Raw genomic sequence first — 17,972 nt, forward strand, 5'->3', positions numbered from 1 at the left:
TAGCTTCGGTGCAGTGCCGGATCGCGCTCGCGCGTTCGGCAGGTGCTCAAGGGATGACGATGACCTTGCCTCGGGTCCGTCCGGCTTCGCTGAGGTGGTGGACGTCTGCGAGGTCGGCCAGTGACCGTGACTCGCTGATGTCGATGCTGAGCGCGGCCGAGTCGACGAGTTCCACGAGCGCCGCAAGATGTGCGACATCGTTGCGGGCGACCATGTGCATCGTGCTCACGCCGCTGTCGGCAGCCGGCTCGATCGGGGTTGCGATCGAGACGATCGTCCCGCCGGGCCGCACCAGCGGCGCCAGAGCTGCGGCGCCCGCCGGGCTCAGCGGGACCAGGTTGAGCAGAGTGTCCACCGGCCCGTCGAGCGCTGCGCTCACCGGCCCGACGGTGTAGTCGATCACTTGGTCCGCCCCCTGCCGCAGGACCACCTCGGTGCTCCGGGGACTGGCCGTTGCGATCACCTCCGCCCCCGCGTACTTGGCAAGCTGCGTCACGAAGCCTCCGACGCCGCCACCCGCACCGATGACCAGCACCCGCTGACCAGCGGCCACCTTCCCGTGCTCGAACACCGCCTGCCAGGCCGTCAGACCGGCCACGGGAAGGGCCGCAGCGTTCGCGAGAGGGATGGACGCCGGCGCGGCGACCAGTACGGCGGCGGGCGCGCGGACGTACTCGGCAGCCGCACCCCCGCTGTCGAGCCGCCCGATGACCCGGTCGCCGACAGCGAAGCCCTCCGTCCCCGCGCCGATCTCGGCCACGGTGCCGGCGACGTCCCAGCCGAGCGTGTAGGGGAGTTCCACGGGGAGGAAGGACTGCAGCAGCCCCGCTCTCAGAGCGGCCTCGGTGGGATTGAACGAGGTCGCGGCGACATGGACAAGCACTTCACCGGAGGCGGGCCGTGGACGGGGGACGGCGTCGTAGCGGATCACGGAGGTATCGCCGTACTCGTGGATGCGCGCGGTCTTCATCATCGTCATGCCGCGAATCTACGACCGCACTCGAAGACGATCCATGCGCCAGGCTGCCTGGTTCATGCGCGTGCGTCTCGCCCCCGTACTCTCGGCGCATGGATGTACTCAGCGACGTAGTGGCGGTGACACGGACGGGCCGGCCCCGGTCGGCGTATGTGCGCTGGCATGCCCCGTGGGGGCAGGAGTTCGCCTCCGTCCCCGGATCGGCGGGCTTCCAGGTGATCCTGCAGGGGTCCTGCTGGCTGCTTCCCCCGAACGCGGAAGCCGTCCAACTGGGCACGGGTGACGTGGTGTTCCTCCCTCACGGGAGTGGGCACACCCTGGCCGACAGCCCCGAATCCCTCGTCACAGCCCCTGCATGCGGCCCCGACGACCACGAGCTGTACGACGCGTATGCCTCGGACAGCGTCGACCGGAGCGGAGACGGCGGTCCGGTCACCGTGGTGCTCTGCGGGGCCTACCAGCTCGACCCGGCCCGCGCTCACCCGCTGCTGCTGACCCTCCCGGATCTGATCCACTTGCCGGCACACTCGGTCCGCCATCCTGAACTGCGCTCAGCCGTGTTGCTCTTGGCCGCCGAGCTGGAGAAGCCTCGTCTGGGCACGGACGCAATCGTCCCCGCTCTCCTGGACACACTGCTGCTGTACATCCTGCGCATCTGGTTCGACGAACAGCCCGCCCGAGGAGACACCACCGGATGGGCCGCCGCACTGAACGACCCACCGGTCACCGCCGCCCTCCACGCCATCCACCGAGATCCGGCAGCACCCTGGACGGTGGCGAAACTCGCTGCGGAAGCCGGGCTCTCCCGGGCGCCGTTCGCAAGACGCTTCGCCATGCTGATCGGCCAACCGCCCGTCGGCTACCTGACCTGGTGGCGGATGACCACGGCAGCGCGCCTGCTCCGTACATCGGACGCACCGTTGAGATCCATCGCAGCCCAGGTGGGCTACACATCCGAGTTCGCCTTCGCCAACGCGTTCAAACGCACGCACGGGACCGCACCCGGAGCGTACCGGCGAGAATCCGCGGTTCCGGCCGGGCTGCCTGCCTGCCTGCCGGGCGGGCGTGAGCCCCCGCTGACGTGCGGCGGGGGCTCGGTTCAGGTGCCGTCGGCTCCTCAGCGGCTAGGCGTCGCCGGGTTGCGGTCGGTGGAGGGCGATCGCCCCGGAGGGGCAGACGCCGGCGGCCATCCGTGCGGCCGCTTGCTGGGAAGCGGGCGGGGTGGCGTGCAGGAGGAGTACGCGGCCGTCGTCCGGGTCCTGGTCGAAGACGTCGGGCGCGGTCATGGCGCACATCCCGGCGCCGATGCAGCGCTCGCGGTCGACGCTCAGACGGGGCGAGGTCATGACGTCTCCTCGTCCCAGGTGACCGGGAGGCTCTTCACTCCGTAGATGTCCGCGGTCTCCGGGCGCAGGCCGACCTCCTCGGCCGGTACGGCCAGGCGCAGCGTGGGGAAGCGGTCGATCAGCGCGCGGAACGCGACGCGCATCTCGACACGGGCCAGCTGCTGGCCCAGACACTGGTGGATGCCGTGGCTGAAGGCCAGGTGCCCGTCGTACTTCCGCCGGATGTCGAGGGCGTCGGGATCGGCGAAGCGCTCGGGGTCGCGGTTGGCGGTGTTGAACGACAGGACCACCGTCGTGCCGGCCTCGATGGTCTGGCCGGCCAGCTCGACGTCCTCAAGTGCCGTGCGGTGGAAGGTCTTGGCGACGCTCAGATACCGCAGCAGCTCCTCCACCGCCCCGTCGGTGAGCGTGGGATCGGCGCGCAGCGCGGCCAGTTGCTCCGGGTTCTGGAGCAGCGCGAAGGTGCCGAGGGACAGCATGTTCGCGGTGGTGTCGAACCCGGCCGCCAGCAGGATCAGGCTGATGCCCTTCAGCTCCTCGTCGGTGAGGTCGCTGTCGGTGAGTTCGCTGAGCACGTCGTCGGTGGGGTTCGCGCGCTTGGCGGCCACCAGTCGCGCCAGGTACTCCTGGGTCGCGGTGTAGGCGGCGATCAGCTCCTCGTCGCTCACCTCGCCGCCCATGAACGTGTCGATCTGCTCCTGGAAGTAGGCCCGGTCCTCGTACGGCACGCCCAGGATCTCGCAGATCACGATGGTCGGGATGGGCTTGGCGAACACGGTCACCAGGTCCACCGGCCCTCCGGCCTCCGCCATCGCGTCCAGGCGCTCGGTGGTGATCTGCTCGATGCGCTCGGTCAGCATGCGCATGCGCCGCACGGTGAACTTGCCCACGAGCGGCTTGCGGTAGCGGCTGTGCTGCGGCTCGTCCATGAGGAGGAACTCGCCGGGCGGCGCCGGAGGGAGCTCGAAGTCGACCACGTTCATGAGGTCCTTGCGGGAGCTGAAGCGCGGGTCGGCCAGGACCGACCTGACCAGGTCGTAACCGGTGATCATCCAGCCCGGTTTGCCGCCGGGATGGGTATAGCGGCTGATCGGGCCGTGCTCGCGGGCCTCGCTCAGTTGGGCCGGCGGGTCGAAGGGGCAGCCGGTCGGTCGGGACGCCGGCAGCGTGGTGACGGTGTGGACAGACTCGCTCATAGCCATTCCCCATCTCGTGATACGGCACGTTTGCAGATGCATGAACGCTACGTTGCATTCATGATGTCGTCAATCGGGTGAACCAGTAACCCCAGTTCAGCGTTGGCAATTTGATGCAATGGGGTGAGGTTGAATGCAACGACGCGTTGCAATGGATGACGCCGAAGGCAATGCTGACGGCATGACGGCATGACGGCATGACGGCATGACGGCATGACGGGAGGGCGGTTGCCGGGCCGGGCGCGGAGGCCTCCTGCGCGGACACCGCCCGCGCGCGCTACTTCGGGTCGCGGTTGAACTGTGCTGTCGACCAGCGGTAGCCGAGCGCGATGAGGGCGACGCACCAGGCGATCGCGATCCAGCCGTTGTTGCCGATCTCGGTGCCGAGGAGCAGGCCGCGGAGGGTTTCGATGGCGGGGGTGAAGGGCTGGTACTCGGCGATCGGCTGGAACCAGCCGGGCATGGTGTCGGCCGGGATGAAGGCGCTGGAGATGAGGGGGAGGAGGATCAGCGGCATGGCCATGTTGCCGGCCGCCTCGGGGTTCGGACCGGCCAGGCCCATGCCGACTGCGATCCAGGTCAGCGCCACGAAGAGCACGATGAGACCGAATGCCGCCAGCCACTCCAGGGGGGTCGCATCCGTGGAGCGGAAGCCGATGGCCACGCCGACGGCGCCGACGACGACCACGCTCATGACGGACTGCAACACGCTGCCGACGACATGCCCGATGAGTATCGAAGGGCGGTAGACCGCCATCGTGCGGAAGCGCGCGACGAGGCCCTCGGTCATATCCATGGAGACGTACACCGCTGCCCCGATCACGGTGCTGCCGATGGTCATCAGCAACAATCCCGGGACGATGTAGGCGATGTAGTCGGAGCGGTCGGCGCCCTCGCCGCCGATGCCCGCGCTCATCACGTCGCCGAAGATGTAGACGAAGAGCAGCAGCATCATGATCGGCGTGAGCAGCAGGTTGAGGGTCCCCGACGGGTAGCGCCGCGCGTGCAGCAGGTTGCGGCGCAGCATCGTGTTCGAGTCGCGTACGGCGAGAGAGAGTGAGTTCATCGGGCGTTCTCCTCGCGCGGGCCGGGGGCGTGGTGGGAGCCGGGGCGGGTCAGGGCGAAGAACACGTCGTCGAGGTCGGGGGTGTGGACGGTCAGTTCGTCCGCCTCGACGCCGGCGGAGTCGAGCGGGTCGAGAAGGCCTCGCAGTTCGCGCTGGCTGCAGCCGCTGGGGAGGGACAGCGACAGCGCCTCGTCGTCCCGGGTGACCTCGCGCAAGGCGTCGGCGGCGGACCGGTACGTGACCGGGTCGGTGAAGCGGAGCCGGATGTGGCCGCCCGGGACGAGCCGCTTCAGCTCCTCGGCGGTACCTTCGGCGGCGATCCTTCCGTCGTTCAACACGGCGATCCGGTCGGCGAGTTCGTCGGCCTCCTCCAGGTACTGCGTGGTGAGGAAGACGGTCACGCCGTCGGAGACGAGGCCGCGGATGATGCCCCACATGCTGTGGCGGGAGCGCGGGTCGAGCCCTGTCGTCGGCTCGTCGAGGAAGATGATCCGTGGGCTGCCGACCAGCGTCATCGTGAGATCGAGGCGGCGCTTCATGCCGCCGGAGTAGGTCGAGGCGGGCTTCTTCGCGGCCTCCACCAGGTCGAATCGCTCCAGCAGCTCGGCGGCGACCCTCCGTCCCACGCTCTTGGGCAGGTGGTGCAGGTCGGCCATGAGGAGCATGTTCTCCTCGCCGGTGATCAGGCCGTCGACGGCGGAGAACTGCCCGGTGACACCGATCGCGGCACGGACCGCCTGCGGGTCGGCGGCCAGGTCGTACCCGCCGACGTGCAGGTCACCGGCGTCGGCGGTGATCAGCGTGGACAGGATCTTCACGGCGGTGGTCTTGCCGGCGCCGTTCGGGCCGAGCAGCGCGAAGACGGACCCGGCCGGGATGTGCAGATCGATGCCGTCGAGAACGAGCTTGTCGCCGTACGACTTGCGCAGCCCCACGGCGGAGACGGCGGCAGTCGGCGACGGGTGACCGTCCGTTCGACTGGGCGTGGGCATGACAGATGACGGCCTGGTGGCTTCCTTCCGAAAGCTGCAGACACAGGGGAGGGAAAGCTGTTCCAGAACTCGGATGGAGTGGAGTGTCCGTGACGACAAGTCAGTCGTGTCGTCTTGGGGAATGGTGTGGAGCGGCCCGCGAGCCGGGGACCCACTCGCCGGGCGCATGGGCGTGGCTGAGCCGGGTAGGTCTCGCGGGCCGGCTCGACCGCGGGCCGCTGCGCCCCTGGTATCCGGCGTGAGGTGAGGGTGGGCTACTTCCCGGCCGTCCCGGGTTCCTCGCTGATGGACTCCTGGTAGATGTCCGCGTAGGTGCGGGAGTCCTTGATCAGCTCGTCGCAGAACGCGGCGACGTCGTTGCCGATGAGTTGCAGGACCCCCTTGCCCGAGGCGACGCCTTCCTCGAAGAAGTCGACGATCCCGGGGAGCAGGGGTCCGTCGGGCAGGTCGACCGGTCCGACCTTGAAAAGGTACTTCTGCATCTCCGTGTAGACGATCTGGTAGTCCGGCGGGAGGGCCTTGACCCGAGCCTTGTGCGCCCGCCACTGCTTCTTGCCCTCGATGATGTCCTGGATGCCCATGTCAGCCTCCCAGCCGGCTCAGTTTCCTTGCGACGTTCCTGTTCAACTGCTCGCGCCACCGGTCTCGATAGGTTCGGGCACCTTCTCCACCGGCCAGCGCCGCGCAGAAGCCCCGGATGTCGTCGCCGAAGACCTCGTGGACGCTCTGCCCCTCGGCAGCCGTCTCTTCGAGCAGCCCCAGGGCGGAGTCGAGGATCGGCATCAGGTTGCGGCCGGTGAAGTCGCCATGCGGAAAGAGGTGACCCTTGATCTGTTCCCACGCCGCCCGGTAGTCGTCCGGCAGGGCCTCGGCCCGGGCTTCGAACGCCTTCCACTCCTTGGTGAGATCGCTGCCTGTGATGGTCTCCCAGAAGTTCATCTCCCGCCCTCCTTGAGCCTGTCGATGCGTGATGAGACGTACTGCCACTTCGCCCAGAACTTCGCGAGTTCCTCGCGTCCGGCGTCGTTGAGCGCGTAGAACTTGCGCGGCGGTCCGACCCCGGAGGGTCGCTTCGTCACCTGGACGAGCTTGTTCCGCTCCAGTCGCAGCAAGATGGTGTACACCGTCCCCTCGACGACATCGGCGAAGCCGAGCTCGTTCAGGCGACGGGTGATGGCGTAGCCGTAGGTTTCCTCGCTGCCGATGATCTCGAGCACGCACCCTTCGAGCGTGCCCTTCAACATCTCCGTCAGGTCGTCCATCGCGAGTCCTCCTTGGCCCTCCAGGTACTGCGTAGTACCGAGTACCACTATACGGTACCACTGAGTAGTGGAGCTGTCGGCGAACGGTGCACTCGGCTTCACGGACCGGACTGCGCGACCCCTGAAGCCGAGGGAGGCTTCCCGCGTGACATGGGCCTGGGGTTCACCCTCGCCACCTGGGGCCTTCTGGCCTCCTCTCGGGGCAGGGCCGGAGACCCGCCTGGCGCGGCCGCCGCCCTTGAGGGGCTCCTGGACGGGCGCCTCCGCGACGTGGGCCCGATCACCCTCGCACCCTCTCGGTCCGAGGCCACCTGGCCTACTGGCGCGGCATGTCAGGCGATGCAGCCGGCGCGGCCATCGCCTTCACGCAGCTGCTGCAGGACTACCTCCGCGTCCTGGGCTCGGACGATCCCGACACTCTCGCCACCCGAAGAGGGCTGCCGACTGGCAGGTCAGAGCCGACGAGAGGGCATCATGACAACCGATCTCGCGCCGTCCCACGGCGCAGGAAGCCGGCGGCAAGCAGCGTGGCCCAGCCCTGCGCGTGGGCTCTCGGCAATGACCCGCCCATGGCGCCCAGGGGGCTGGCTCGACTGACCTGGCCCCTGGCCTGGCTCCCGCCGCACGATGCCTGCCTGGAGGACGGCCTCGACCGCGCCGAACTCGCCTGCACGGGCACGTTGCGGCGCCCGGCGCGCTGGTCGTCGTACGTGCGCCTGCTCCGTGCTTTGGCCGGCGCTGTGATGCGCCGGGAGGCGGACTTGTAGCGGGACCGAGTGGACCGGGGTGGACCGCCGGCCGTGAGGTCTGAGGTCTTCCGCGCGGAGAGCCCGTCTCGCTTGCGCAGAGCACAGGGTCTCCGGCGTCGGTGCAGGCCTCGGCGCCGTGGCGGGTCCCCCAGCGGCGGCGAGTGCGGGCGACGCCGGGGTCGAGGCAGCCAGTGTGGCGCAGGCCCCGACGGTGTCCGGTTCGATGCCGAGGATGGCGGCGCCCTCGTCGATGCGGGCCTGCGAGACCACCATCGTCCCCCACACCCCGGCACCCCGTAGCCCAGGAGCACTCACATCGCGTGGGCGTGAAGGGCGCCCCTATAGCACCGCCTCGTCGCCGGCCGGAAACGGTCCCCCGTGGCCCGGGACGATCACGTCGGACGACTTCAGGACCCGCAGGCGCGAGGTGCGGAGCTGGTCGCGGTCGGGGGCCACCGGGTCCTCGGCCGGGCCGTCCGGGCGCCACCAGAGATCGCCGACGAAGGCGACGACGCCCTCGGCCGTGCCGGCGAGGAGCGTGATGTCCTCGGGGCTGTGGCCCGGGGTGCGGATCAGCCGCAGGGACGGGGTCAGTTCATGGCCCTCGGCGTCCCGGTCGGTCCACTGGTCGTTCACGTACTCGGCCTTGTGGTCGTGGACGCGCGCCCGGCCGAACAGGCCGACGTTCATGGTGTTGTCGGGGTGGTGGTGGCTGAGCACGACGTCGGTGATGTCGTCCGGCCCCAGGCCCAGTTCCGCCAGCGGGCCGAGGATCCGGTCGCGGCTCGCCACCATGCCGGGGTCGACGATCACATGGCGGTCGCCGTCGGTCACGTACGAGACGGTGGCGGCGACGCCCGGGCCCGTGGAGAGGGTGTAACCGGTGGTCAGGACGGTGAAGGTGGCGGTGTTTCCGCGCGGCTGGTCTGTCATGTCCTCAGCTTCGCCCGGCGGAAGAGTGCCGACGAGTGGCCGTACTGCCACCCATCGCGGGTTTTGTGCCAGACCCTTCGCGCGCCGGGCCCGGCGCGTGCCACACTCCCCGCATGCCGCCGTTCCTCGACGTCGCCGCCTACACCCCGCCCCGCGTCGGCATGCTCGCCGTCGGGCTCGTCTCGGAGGTCTTCGCCGCCCCGCCGGCGGGGCTCCCGCGCTTCGACTTCGCGCTCTGCGCGGACCGGCCGGGGCAGGTCCCCACCGACGTCGGCGTCCCGCTCGCCGTCACCCACGGGCTCGACCGGATCGCCTCCGCCGATCTCGTACTCGTCCTCCCCTGGGCCGACTTCCGCACCCCGCCGCCCGCCCCGGTGCTCGACGCGCTCCGCGCCGCCCACGCGCGCGGCGCGCTCGTCGGGTCGCACTGCGTCGGCTCGTTCGCGCTCGCCGCGGCCGGTCTACTGGACGGGCTGCGGGCCACCACGCACTGGCGGTTCGCCGATCTGCTCGCGCAGCGCCACCCGTCGGTCACCGTCGAGCGGGACGCCCTGTACGTCGACGAGGGCCGGATCCTCACGGGCGCGGGCGCCGCCGCGGGATTCGACCTCTGTCTGCATCTTCTGCGCCGAGAGTACGGGGCGGCGGCCGCGAACGCGGTCGCCCGTGACCTCGTCCTGCCGCCGCACCGCGACGGCGGACAGGCGCAGTTCGTCACCGCCCCGGTGCCCGAGGACTGCGAGGACGAGCGGCTGGGCGGCGTCCTCGCCTGGGCCCGCGAGAACCTCCACGAACCGCTGCCGGTGGCCGAACTGGCCCGCCGGGCCCTGATGAGCCGCCGCTCCTTCGCACGCCGGTTCACCGCAGCGACCGGGACCACTCCGCACGCCTGGGTGCTCGGCCAGCGGCTCGGCCGGGCGGAGGAGCTTCTGGAGACGACAGATCTCCGGGTCGAGGAGATCGCCCGTCTCGTCGGATACGGCAGCGCGGCGGTCCTGCGCGAACAGTTCGTCCGCCGGCGCGGGGTGCCGCCGCGCACCTACCGCCGGACGTTCACGACGACGGAGGCGGTCGCGGCTGAGGCCCGACGGGGCTAGGGCCTGTCCGGCGGATCAGGGTCGGATAGGCCCTAGAGCGTTTCACCGAGCGTGCCTCCTGATGCAGGCCGAGAAAGTGCTCGGCCGAACGCGGGTTGCTCCTCGACGCCGTCCCGTGGGGGAACTTCCCCCACGGGCACGCTGCCCGGAAGGCCGTTCACCTGCTGCACACCGGCGACAACCCCGCTCTCGGCCTCGGCCCCGTTCGTGCATCGAGCAGTGAAGGGCGAGCCGGTGCAGCGATCCGGTGTGATCATGCCGTGCGAGGCGACCGGTCGCGCCCTACCTCGCCGAGCATCACGAAGATGTTCACCAGCAGCAGGGCACTCGCGATGATGCTGAACTGCCGATCATGAGGAACAGGGCTCCCAGGGAGTCCCCGGCTTGTTTCGCGTCCCGCAGGACCGTGTGCTTCGGCGTCTCGATCGCTGTCTGGCCGGCGAGCGGTCCCAAGGTTGCCGGATGTCGGCGGTCACGTGGTCGGTCGGGGCTTCGCCGCTTTCGGCGCCGCCTCGATCGGAGACGAAGGTGACCGAGCGCGGCTCGGCTCCGGCGGCCCGGGCGGCGGAGTCCAGGGCCTCGGGCGGCAGGAACACGTCGCGGTTCAGCCTGCCGCCCAGGCCCACTCGGCAGCAGGGCCGGGCAGGTCTCGATCGGGGCCGAACGGCCCCTCCCCGGGAGGCCCGCCAGGGTGTCAGCGTGGGAGGTGTCGCCCTTCGGGACGTGTTCCCGGGCGCCGGGGTATCCCGGAGGCGGAAGCCAGGACCAGCGAGATCCCCGTTAGGCCGGACCTCGGCGTCGTTGTTGTTGTCGTTGTCGTGGGAGTCCACAGGGTTCCCCATGGCCATTCCCCGATGGAGATCGCCCCACCCGCATTCGCTGCACGGGTCGAGGAGTTGTGAACGAGATTCTGGTCGGAATCGACCCCCGGGAGCAGTCGATCCCCGCTCTCGTCTGGGCCGCCGACGAGGCCGTACGAAGAGGACCGGCGCTCTGCCTGGTCGTCGCGGTACCGCCCGTCCACGACGGGCTCAGGTACGACGCGCTCGCCCACCGGAGCGCCCTCCGCCTCCGTGCGGAGTCGGCGATCGCCAACGCGGAGGACCTCGTACGGGAGCTGTACGGCGGTCTGAGGATCGCGACGGAACTCGTGAACGGTGTGCCGGGGACTGTGCTGAGCGACATGGCGGCGCACGCCGCCCTCGTCGTCGTGGGCTCGCGCCGTCTCGGCCGGGCGGCCGAGGTGTTCGGCGAGAGCTCCGTCGTCGTCCCGCTCGCCGCGCGGGCCGAATGCCCCGTCGTCGTGGTCCGCGTACCTGAGCCCAGCGCCGTACACCCACCGACCCTTGTTGTCGGCGTGGACGGCAGCGAATCCTCACGGGCCGCGGTGGCCTTCGCCGTGGAGGAGGCGAGCCTGCGCGAGGCACGGCTGCGCGCCGTCTGGGTCTGGCCCCCTTCCGGCTTCGCCCACGACGACGTGGCCGAGGGGCTGGCCGAGTGTCGTCGCCGGCTGGCCGGGTCGGTGGCCGGGTGGGCGCAAAGGTATCCGGACGTCGCCATCTCGCAAGAGGTCCTTCGGGGACACCCGGTTGAGCAACTCGCCCTGACGTCCGAGGAGTCCCTCGCAGTCATCGTCGGCCGAAGAGGTTGCGGAGGGTACTCCGGCATGCGGCTGGGGTCGACGGTCCACGGCCTGCTGCACCGCGCCATGTGTCCGCTGATCGTCGTCCCACTTCCCCGGCGCGAGCGGGCGAACCGGCGACACGGCATGGGTCGTCCGCCCTTGTTCCCGTGACGACCGACCGACCTCGACCTGCTGACCCGTTCGGCAGGGGGTGGGCCACGTCGTCGAAGAGATCTGCCGCCGACAGCATTTGAGCCGTCGCACCATGGGCCGGTCGGTCCCGGTGCGGCCCGTTCGGCCCCGTCGGACAGCCCTCTTGGATGCTGCGCCACGCGCGCTCGCGGGCGGACGATTGGGTTACGGAGTCGGACCGGCCCCGTAATCCGGTCCACCGCCCGTCCGTACCGACTCGGGTCCACGGCGACCGCCCTGGGCCCCGGGAACGAGGAGCAGAACAATGGCCGGAGGCAAGGTGGAACGCAGGCACAGCCTCTTCCCCGACTTCAACGACTGGTTCGACCGGGAGTTTCCGGGGCTGCCCGGGTGGCGGCCCGCGACGGCTGCTCACTCCATTCCTGTGGAGGTGACCAGCGGAGACGGCGTGTACGTACTGCGGGCCGAACTGCCCGGGATGGACCCCGACGATTTCGCCATCACCGCCGACGACAAATTGATCACGGTGAGTGCGGAACACAGCGAGAGCGAGGAGGACAAGGAGCACTCGGAGTTCCGCTACGGATCGTTCCGCCGGACCGTGCGTCTCCCGGCCACGATCCCGGCCGACGACGTCGAGGCGTCGTACGCGGACGGCATTCTCACCATCCGCGTTCCGATGCCCGAGGAGGAGACCGGCGCCGCACGCACCATCCGGGTGAAGCGAGGCGGCACCCCGCCCGAAGGAGCCACGTCGTGAAACCCGAGCGAGTTCTGGTCGCCTACGGCAGCAAGGCCGGCGCGACCGCCGGGATCGCCGAGAAGATCGGCAACTCTGCGGACCAGCACGACATCCCCGGCACCACCCCCTGAGCGGTGTCGCGGAACCGGGCTGCGGGGAGAACGTCGCGCGGGAACCGGTCGGGCAGCTGATCGCACCGCGGCCGCGGTTCAGTGTCCGTGGTCGGCGGCATAGGCCGCGAAGACCCGTTCGGGTCCGTCTCCCGTGCGCAGGAAGCGTTCGTCGAGCACCACCGCCAGGTCTTCGAGTGCCCTGCGCAGCACCGATGCGGAGAGCCGGACGTCGGGGTGGTGTGCCCCGGCGGCCTGGTCCGTGAGGCCCAGGGCGTAGCCGAGCTGCCGGGGCAGGGACGTGTGGTCGTCGCCGTCGTGGAAGTAGTACGACTCGGCGTACTGCATGAAGTCGACCGTGATCGTGGAGAGGGCCGAGGCGAGCCCGTCGAGGATCGCCGCGCCCCCCTCGGATTCGAGCGCCCCGGCGGTGGCCCGGCTGCGGCGGACGTGGGACAGCCGCAGGGCCAGGGCCCGGCGGCGGGCGAGCGCCGGGTAGATGCCGAGGATCCAGGCGACAGTCGCCGACAGCAGCACGAATCCCACCAGGGCCTCCAAGGGTGCGAGCACGCGCAGCCAGCCCGAGGTCGGGGCGATGTCGCCGATCCCGAGTGTGGCGAGGGTGACCAGCGAGATGTACAAGGCGTCGACCGGGCCCGCGTGTTCGGACGGGACGAGCCCCGCCGCGTACGAGAAGTCCTCCGGCATGTGGGGCCAGTAGACGAGCCCCCAGCCGACGGCCACGGTCAGGGCCCACACGGCCACGACCGTCACCATGCCGAGTGGGCCTGCGAGGCCGGCCGGCCGCCACCGCGCGCCGAGGCGGGCGGACAGCCACCAGAGGGACACCATGACCAGCCTGCTCAGACCTCCGTGCCGGGTCGGGTGCCAGAGCGTATGGAACACGTCTCGGAGGATGAACAGCACCAGGACAGCGCCCGCCGGCGTCGCAAGCCACGTCATCCCGGCACTGTTCCCGAGGGCGGCGACCACGTCCCGCGTCCGGGCTCCTGTCTCAGCCCACTGGCCCCGCACGCTCGCCCCTTCGGGCGTGCCGTCGTACGCGACCGGATGGTACGCCGCAGATGGCCACCACGGCGTCGACGTCGGCAGCGGTCGCGGGCGAACCGCTCCCGGTTGCGCCGCCGGAGGTCTGCGAAACCCTGGAAGAGACCGGTCGAGGAGGACCCGGGCATGGTCGCTCTCGACCGGGAACGTGTGCCTCCGGCCACCGTTCCCACGTCGCCCAGGAAGCTGAGCAGTGCCGGGCGCGCGGTGGCGGGAGCGGGCTTCGGGGCTGCTCCGGACATCCCCGGCCCTCCTTCGGTGGCTCCACCCTGACATCCGGCCCGGCTGGTCCGGAGGTCCGATCGGGTCCCACTCGGGGCCGACCGGCTCATGCGCCGCGGGGACGCTCCACGGAGGCTGGGGCGGAGGACCGAAGCGACACGCGACAGGAAGTGGGTGGACGCCATGAAGGCACTCGTCTTCCAGGAGCCGGGCCGTATGGACTGGCAGGATGTGCCCGACCCGGTCATCGAGGACCCTGGCGACGCGATCGTGCGGGTCGACGTGGTCACCATCTGCGGCACGGACCTGCACATCCTGGAGGGGGACGTGCCCGAGGTGACGCCCGGCCGGGTCCTCGGACACGAGGCGGTCGGCACGGTGGTGGGGACCGGAAGCGACGTCCGCACGGTGCGACCGGGCGACCGCGTCCTGATCTCCTGCATCTCCGCCTGCGGCAGGTGCCGCTTCTGCCGTGAAGGTCGCTACGGGCAGTGCCGGGGCGGAGGCGGCTGGATCCTCGGCCACACCGTCGACGGCACACAGGCCGAATACGTCCGCGTGCCCTTCGCCGACCTGTCCGTCCACCCGCTGCCGGACTCGATCGACAGCTTCGACGCCGTCCTGCTCGCCGACATCTTCCCCACCGCCTACGAGGTCGGGGTCCTGAACGGCGCCGTGCGCCCCGCCGACACGGTGGTCGTCGTCGGCGCGGGCCCCATCGGTCTCGCCGCCGTCGCCACCGCCCGTTTCTACAGTCCGGGCCGGATCGTCGCCGTCGACCTGGCCGAATCGCGGCTGGAGGCCGCCCGTACCCTCGGCGCGGACGCCACCGTGAACGCCGGGGAGGACCCGGAACAACTGGTCGCGGATCTGACCGACGGCCTCGGCGCCGACGTCGTCATGGAAGCCGTCGGAGTTCCCGAGGCGTTCGAGACGTGTACGCGGATGGTCCGGCCCGGGGGCAGGGTCGCCAACATCGGAGTCCACGGCAAGCCGGCGTCCCTCCATCTGGAAGACCTGTGGATCAAGGACGTCACCATCACCACCGGGCTGGTGGACACCTCGTCCACGCCCATGTTGCTGCGCATGATGGCCGGCGGGCGGCTGCCGTCGGCAGAACTCGTCACCCACCGGTTCGAGCTGGGGGCGATGGAGGAGGCGTACGAGGTCTTCGGCGGCGCGGCCGAGACCGGTGCCATCAAAGTCGCACTGGGCGGCCCGCAGCACACGGTCGTGAGTCCTCCCGACCCGTCGGTGGCCTGATGAACAGCCGAGGCTTGGGTTCTCGGCAGCCGGTCGGTGTCGTCCTCGACACCGACGGCGTACTGCTCGACTCAGCCGTCGTGCACGCGGCGGCGTGGAAGATCGCGTTCGACGCCTGCCTCGACCGGCTCGCGCCCGACAGGGGGACACAGGCGCCCTTCGACGCGGACGCCGAGTACCGTCGGTTCGTCGACGGCAGGTCCCGGTACGACGGAGCTGCGGCCTTCCTCACCGCCCGCGATCTCCACCTCCCGGCGGGAGAGCCGCACGACGCGCCCGGTTGTGGCACGGTCTGGGGCGTCGCAGCACACAAGGAAAAGGCGTTCGTCGAGCTGCTTCGTACGGAAGGCGTTGCCGCCTTCGCCGACGCACGGCCCGCGCTCGCGGCCCTGCGCACGGCGGGAGTGCCCTGTGCCGCGGCGTCTGCCTCACGGCATGCCCGGGCACTGATCCGGGCTGCGGGCCTCGCCGGTCTCCTCGCGGTGATCGTGGACGGTGAGGACGTCGCCCGGCTCGGCCTCGCCGGCAAGCCGGATCCCGCGCTCTTCCTGCGGGCGGCGGCCCTCCTCGGCAGCCGCCCGCAGGACACCGCGGTCGCCGAGGACGCCCTCGCCGGCATCGAGGCAGCGCGTCGCGGCGGCTTCGGGCTCGTCGTGGGTGTCGACCGCACCCCGCTGAGGCCCACCGCCGCCCTCCTGCGAGAGCAGGGCGCCCACCTCGTGGTTCCCGATCTCACGACGCTGGTCCGGAGCGTGTGGGGCGAGGTCGGATGACCACTGCCTGGACGTGGGGGTACGACCGGTACGACCCGGAACGCGAGCCGCTGGTCGAAGCGCTCTGCACGCTCGGCAACGGCCGGTTCGCCACCCGGGGGTCCGCTCCCGAGTGCACTGCCGGGACCGGGCACTACCCGGGGACCTATCTGGCCGGCTGCTACGACCGGCTGACCTCGGTCGTCGCGGGCGAGCGGATCGAGAACGAGGACCTCGTCAACCTTCCGAACTGGACGCTGCTGCGCTACCGCTGCCTGCCGGACGGAGGCCCGGCCGGTGACTGGCTGACACCCGACTCCGGGGAGCTGCGTCACTACGACGTCCGTCTGGATCTGCGTGCGGGCATCCTCACCCGGCGCCTGTTCTTCGAGGACGCCCGCGGGCGGGGGCTGCATGTCAGCCACATCCGCGTCGTGCACATGGGAGACTCCCGGCTTGCGGCCCAGTGCACCTTGTTTCGCGCCTACGGTTGGAGCGGTTCCGTCGAGGTGCAGTCCGTCCTCGACGTTGCCGTCACCAACGCCGGCGTGGAGCGCTACAGGCGCCTGGACGGGCGTCATCTCACGGACCACCGGACCGGATTCGAGCCCGACGGTGTCGCCTGGGTCTCCTGCCGTACCGTCGCCCCGGGTATCAGGATCGCCATGGCCGTGCGCACGATCACCCGCCCTGCGCGGTCCGCGCGGGAGGAGGCCACCGGGACCGGCACCGTGCAGACCTTCCACCTGCCGATCGTTCCCCGCCGCTCTGCCATGGTCGCGAAGACTCTGGCGCTGCACACCTCGATGGACAGGCCCGCCGCCGACCCGCTCTCGGCTGCCACCGACGTGATCGCTCGTGCCCCGGCCTTCCCCGGCCTGCTCTCCGCCCACAGGGCGGCCTGGCAGCGCGTCTGGGAGCAGGGCGAGTTGCGCGTGCCAGGGGAGGCGGGCCGCATCCTGCGGCTGCACGTGTTCCACGTGCTGCAGACACTGTCCCCGCACACGGCGGACCTCGACGTGGGCGTGCCCGCGCGGGGACTGCACGGTGAGGCGTACCGGGGGCACGTCTTCTGGGACGAGCTCTTCGTCCTGCCCTACCTCGACCTTCACTTCCCCGAGGTGGCCCGCGGGCTGCTCATGTACCGGCACCGCCGGCTGCCGGCAGCGCGCGAGGCCGCCCGCCTCGCCGGTCGTCAGGGGGCCATGTATCCGTGGCAGAGCGCGAGTTCGGGTCGGGAGGAGACCCAGGCCCTGCACCTCAACCCGCGATCAGGGCGCTGGTTGGCCGACCACTCGCGACTCCAGCGCCATGTGGGCTCCGCGGTCGCGTACAACGTCTGGCGTCACGCGCAGGCCACCGGCGACCGCGGATTCCTCCACTCCGCCGGGGCGGAGATCCTCCTCGAGGTCGCCCGCTACTGGGCCGGTGCCGCCGACTTCGACCCGGCCCTGGGCCGCTACAGGATCCGCGGGGTCGTGGGACCGGACGAGTACCACGACGCCTATCCCGATGCGACGATCCCGGGCATCGACGACAACGCCTACACCAATGCGACCGCCGCATGGGTGCTCGCCCGCGGCCTCGACCTGCTCGGCGAACTGCCCGACGCCCGCCGCTCGGAACTCTCGGAGCAACTGTCGCTGGACGACGGCGAACTCGGCCGTTGGGAAGACGTCTCCCGCCGCTTGTACGTGCCGTTCCACCAGGGCGTGGTCAGCCAGTTCGAGGGATATGGCGACCTCGCCGAGCTCGACTGGGAGGCCTACCGGGCTCGATACGGCGACATCCGCAGACTCGACCGGATCCTGGAGGCCGAGGGCGACACGGTCAACCGCTACCAGGCGTCGAAACAGGCCGACACCCTCATGCTCGGCTACCTCTTCCGCACCGAGGAGTTGTCCGACCTTTTCGGCCGGCTCGGCTATGCGCTGGACGACGAGGTGTGGCGTGCGACGGTCTCGTACTACCTGCAGCGCACCAGCCACGGCTCGACTCTCAGCAGTCTCGTACACGGCTGGGTCCTGGCCCGGCAGAAGGGCCCCGAGGCGTGGCGGTACTGCGAGGAAGCCCTGCTCGCCGACGTGGCCGACGTTCAGGGCGGCACGACCGGGGAGGGCATCCATCTCGGTGCGATGGCCGGCACGATCGACCTCGTCGAACGCGGGATCACCGGCCTGGAAACGGGCCCGGAAGGGCTTCGGGTGGCTCCGGTGTCCCTGGCGGAGATCCCACGGTTCGCCTTCACCCTGTGCGTCGGCCCGCATCGAGGGGTGCGCCTGCGGGTACTTCCCGGGCGGCTGGCCATCCGGGTCCCCGCGTCGCCCGCGGGTCCGCTCGCCGTCGTCCTCCCCGGTGAACGGACGGTCACCGTCGCACCCGGACAGGAGCGTTGGTTCCGTCTGTGAGGAGGGTTCTGCG

Annotated in this window: 17 protein-coding genes and 1 pseudogene; 8 read left to right on the forward strand and 10 right to left on the reverse strand. The window is 70.6% G+C overall.

Annotated elements, in window-relative coordinates:
• Nucleotides 1-46: 46 nt before the first annotated feature.
• Entirely contained in the window at nt 47-979 is a 933-nt protein-coding gene (locus tag ACGFMM_RS19160) for an NADP-dependent oxidoreductase (RefSeq protein WP_393647534.1), read from the reverse strand.
• Nucleotides 980-1,068: 89 nt separating this feature from the next.
• Between ACGFMM_RS19160 and ACGFMM_RS19165 the strand changes: the two are divergent.
• A pseudogene (locus ACGFMM_RS19165) lies at nt 1,069-1,983 on the forward strand (AraC family transcriptional regulator); the annotation flags it as partial.
• Nucleotides 1,984-2,100: 117 nt separating this feature from the next.
• Here the strand turns inward: ACGFMM_RS19165 and ACGFMM_RS19170 are convergent.
• The 7 genes from ACGFMM_RS19170 to ACGFMM_RS19200 form a co-directional block, all read right to left on the reverse strand.
• Nucleotides 2,101-2,322: a ferredoxin gene (locus ACGFMM_RS19170; protein WP_393647581.1), complete on the reverse strand. Its 222-nt coding sequence runs from the start codon at nt 2,320-2,322 to the stop codon at nt 2,101-2,103.
• A complete protein-coding gene (locus ACGFMM_RS19175; protein ID WP_393647535.1) occupies nt 2,319-3,518 on the reverse strand; it encodes a cytochrome P450 in 1,200 nt (399 codons plus the stop codon). Before ACGFMM_RS19175 ends, ACGFMM_RS19170 begins: the two co-directional genes overlap by 4 nt.
• A 277-nt stretch (nt 3,519-3,795) precedes the next feature.
• Entirely contained in the window at nt 3,796-4,584 is a 789-nt protein-coding gene (locus ACGFMM_RS19180; RefSeq protein WP_393647536.1) for an ABC transporter permease, read from the reverse strand.
• Entirely contained in the window at nt 4,581-5,576 is a 996-nt protein-coding gene (locus ACGFMM_RS19185) for an ATP-binding cassette domain-containing protein (protein ID WP_393647537.1), read from the reverse strand. Before ACGFMM_RS19185 ends, ACGFMM_RS19180 begins: the two co-directional genes overlap by 4 nt.
• A gap of 254 nt (nt 5,577-5,830) precedes the next feature.
• Nucleotides 5,831-6,157: a DUF1048 domain-containing protein gene (locus tag ACGFMM_RS19190; protein WP_393647538.1), complete on the reverse strand. Its 327-nt coding sequence runs from the start codon at nt 6,155-6,157 to the stop codon at nt 5,831-5,833.
• Nucleotide 6,158: 1 nt separating this feature from the next.
• Complete coding sequence (locus tag ACGFMM_RS19195; protein ID WP_393647539.1) at nt 6,159-6,515, reverse strand: DUF1048 domain-containing protein; 357 nt, start codon at nt 6,513-6,515, stop codon at nt 6,159-6,161.
• Nucleotides 6,512-6,838: a PadR family transcriptional regulator gene (locus ACGFMM_RS19200; protein WP_393647540.1), complete on the reverse strand. Its 327-nt coding sequence runs from the start codon at nt 6,836-6,838 to the stop codon at nt 6,512-6,514. The genes ACGFMM_RS19195 and ACGFMM_RS19200 overlap by 4 nt, the downstream gene beginning before the upstream one ends.
• Nucleotides 6,839-7,407: 569 nt before the next feature.
• Here ACGFMM_RS19200 and ACGFMM_RS19205 point away from each other — a divergent pair.
• Nucleotides 7,408-7,605, forward strand: a complete 198-nt coding sequence (locus ACGFMM_RS19205) for a hypothetical protein (RefSeq protein ID WP_393647541.1) — start codon at nt 7,408-7,410, stop codon at nt 7,603-7,605.
• A gap of 321 nt (nt 7,606-7,926) precedes the next feature.
• Here the strand turns inward: ACGFMM_RS19205 and ACGFMM_RS19210 are convergent, their stop codons facing one another.
• Nucleotides 7,927-8,520: an MBL fold metallo-hydrolase gene (locus ACGFMM_RS19210; protein WP_393647542.1), complete on the reverse strand. Its 594-nt coding sequence runs from the start codon at nt 8,518-8,520 to the stop codon at nt 7,927-7,929.
• A gap of 113 nt (nt 8,521-8,633) precedes the next feature.
• Here ACGFMM_RS19210 and ACGFMM_RS19215 point away from each other — a divergent pair, with 113 nt between their 5' ends.
• From ACGFMM_RS19215 to ACGFMM_RS19225, 3 genes are all read left to right on the forward strand, one after another.
• The gene (locus ACGFMM_RS19215; protein WP_393647543.1) at nt 8,634-9,617 is read left to right on the forward strand and encodes a GlxA family transcriptional regulator; all 984 of its coding nucleotides are present in this window, start codon (nt 8,634-8,636) and stop codon (nt 9,615-9,617) included.
• Between the two features lie 898 nt (nt 9,618-10,515).
• Entirely contained in the window at nt 10,516-11,412 is an 897-nt protein-coding gene (locus ACGFMM_RS19220; protein ID WP_393647544.1) for a universal stress protein, read from the forward strand.
• A gap of 286 nt (nt 11,413-11,698) precedes the next feature.
• On the forward strand, nt 11,699-12,154 hold the full coding sequence (locus ACGFMM_RS19225; RefSeq protein ID WP_393647545.1) for an Hsp20/alpha crystallin family protein: 456 nt from the start codon (nt 11,699-11,701) through the stop codon (nt 12,152-12,154).
• Nucleotides 12,155-12,345: 191 nt separating this feature from the next.
• Here the strand turns inward: ACGFMM_RS19225 and ACGFMM_RS19230 are convergent, their stop codons facing one another.
• Entirely contained in the window at nt 12,346-13,152 is an 807-nt protein-coding gene (locus ACGFMM_RS19230; RefSeq protein WP_393647546.1) for a potassium channel family protein, read from the reverse strand.
• Between the two features lie 567 nt (nt 13,153-13,719).
• On the opposite strand from ACGFMM_RS19230, the gene ACGFMM_RS19235 reads away from it, so the two are divergent.
• The 3 genes from ACGFMM_RS19235 to ACGFMM_RS19245 are packed head-to-tail and all read left to right on the forward strand — an operon-like array spanning nt 13,720 to nt 17,959.
• Nucleotides 13,720-14,799: a zinc-dependent alcohol dehydrogenase family protein gene (locus tag ACGFMM_RS19235; protein WP_393647547.1), complete on the forward strand. Its 1,080-nt coding sequence runs from the start codon at nt 13,720-13,722 to the stop codon at nt 14,797-14,799.
• Nucleotides 14,799-15,572, forward strand: coding sequence for an HAD family hydrolase (locus ACGFMM_RS19240; RefSeq protein WP_393647548.1), 774 nt, complete (start codon nt 14,799-14,801; stop codon nt 15,570-15,572). Before ACGFMM_RS19235 ends, ACGFMM_RS19240 begins: the two co-directional genes overlap by 1 nt.
• A complete protein-coding gene (locus ACGFMM_RS19245) occupies nt 15,569-17,959 on the forward strand; it encodes a glycoside hydrolase family 65 protein (RefSeq protein ID WP_393647549.1) in 2,391 nt (796 codons plus the stop codon). Before ACGFMM_RS19240 ends, ACGFMM_RS19245 begins: the two co-directional genes overlap by 4 nt.
• Nucleotides 17,960-17,972: the final 13 nt, after the last annotated feature.

It is taken from the genome of Streptomyces sp. NPDC048604 (genome assembly GCF_043199435.1).
Classification (GTDB): Bacteria; Actinomycetota; Actinomycetes; order Streptomycetales; family Streptomycetaceae; genus Streptomyces.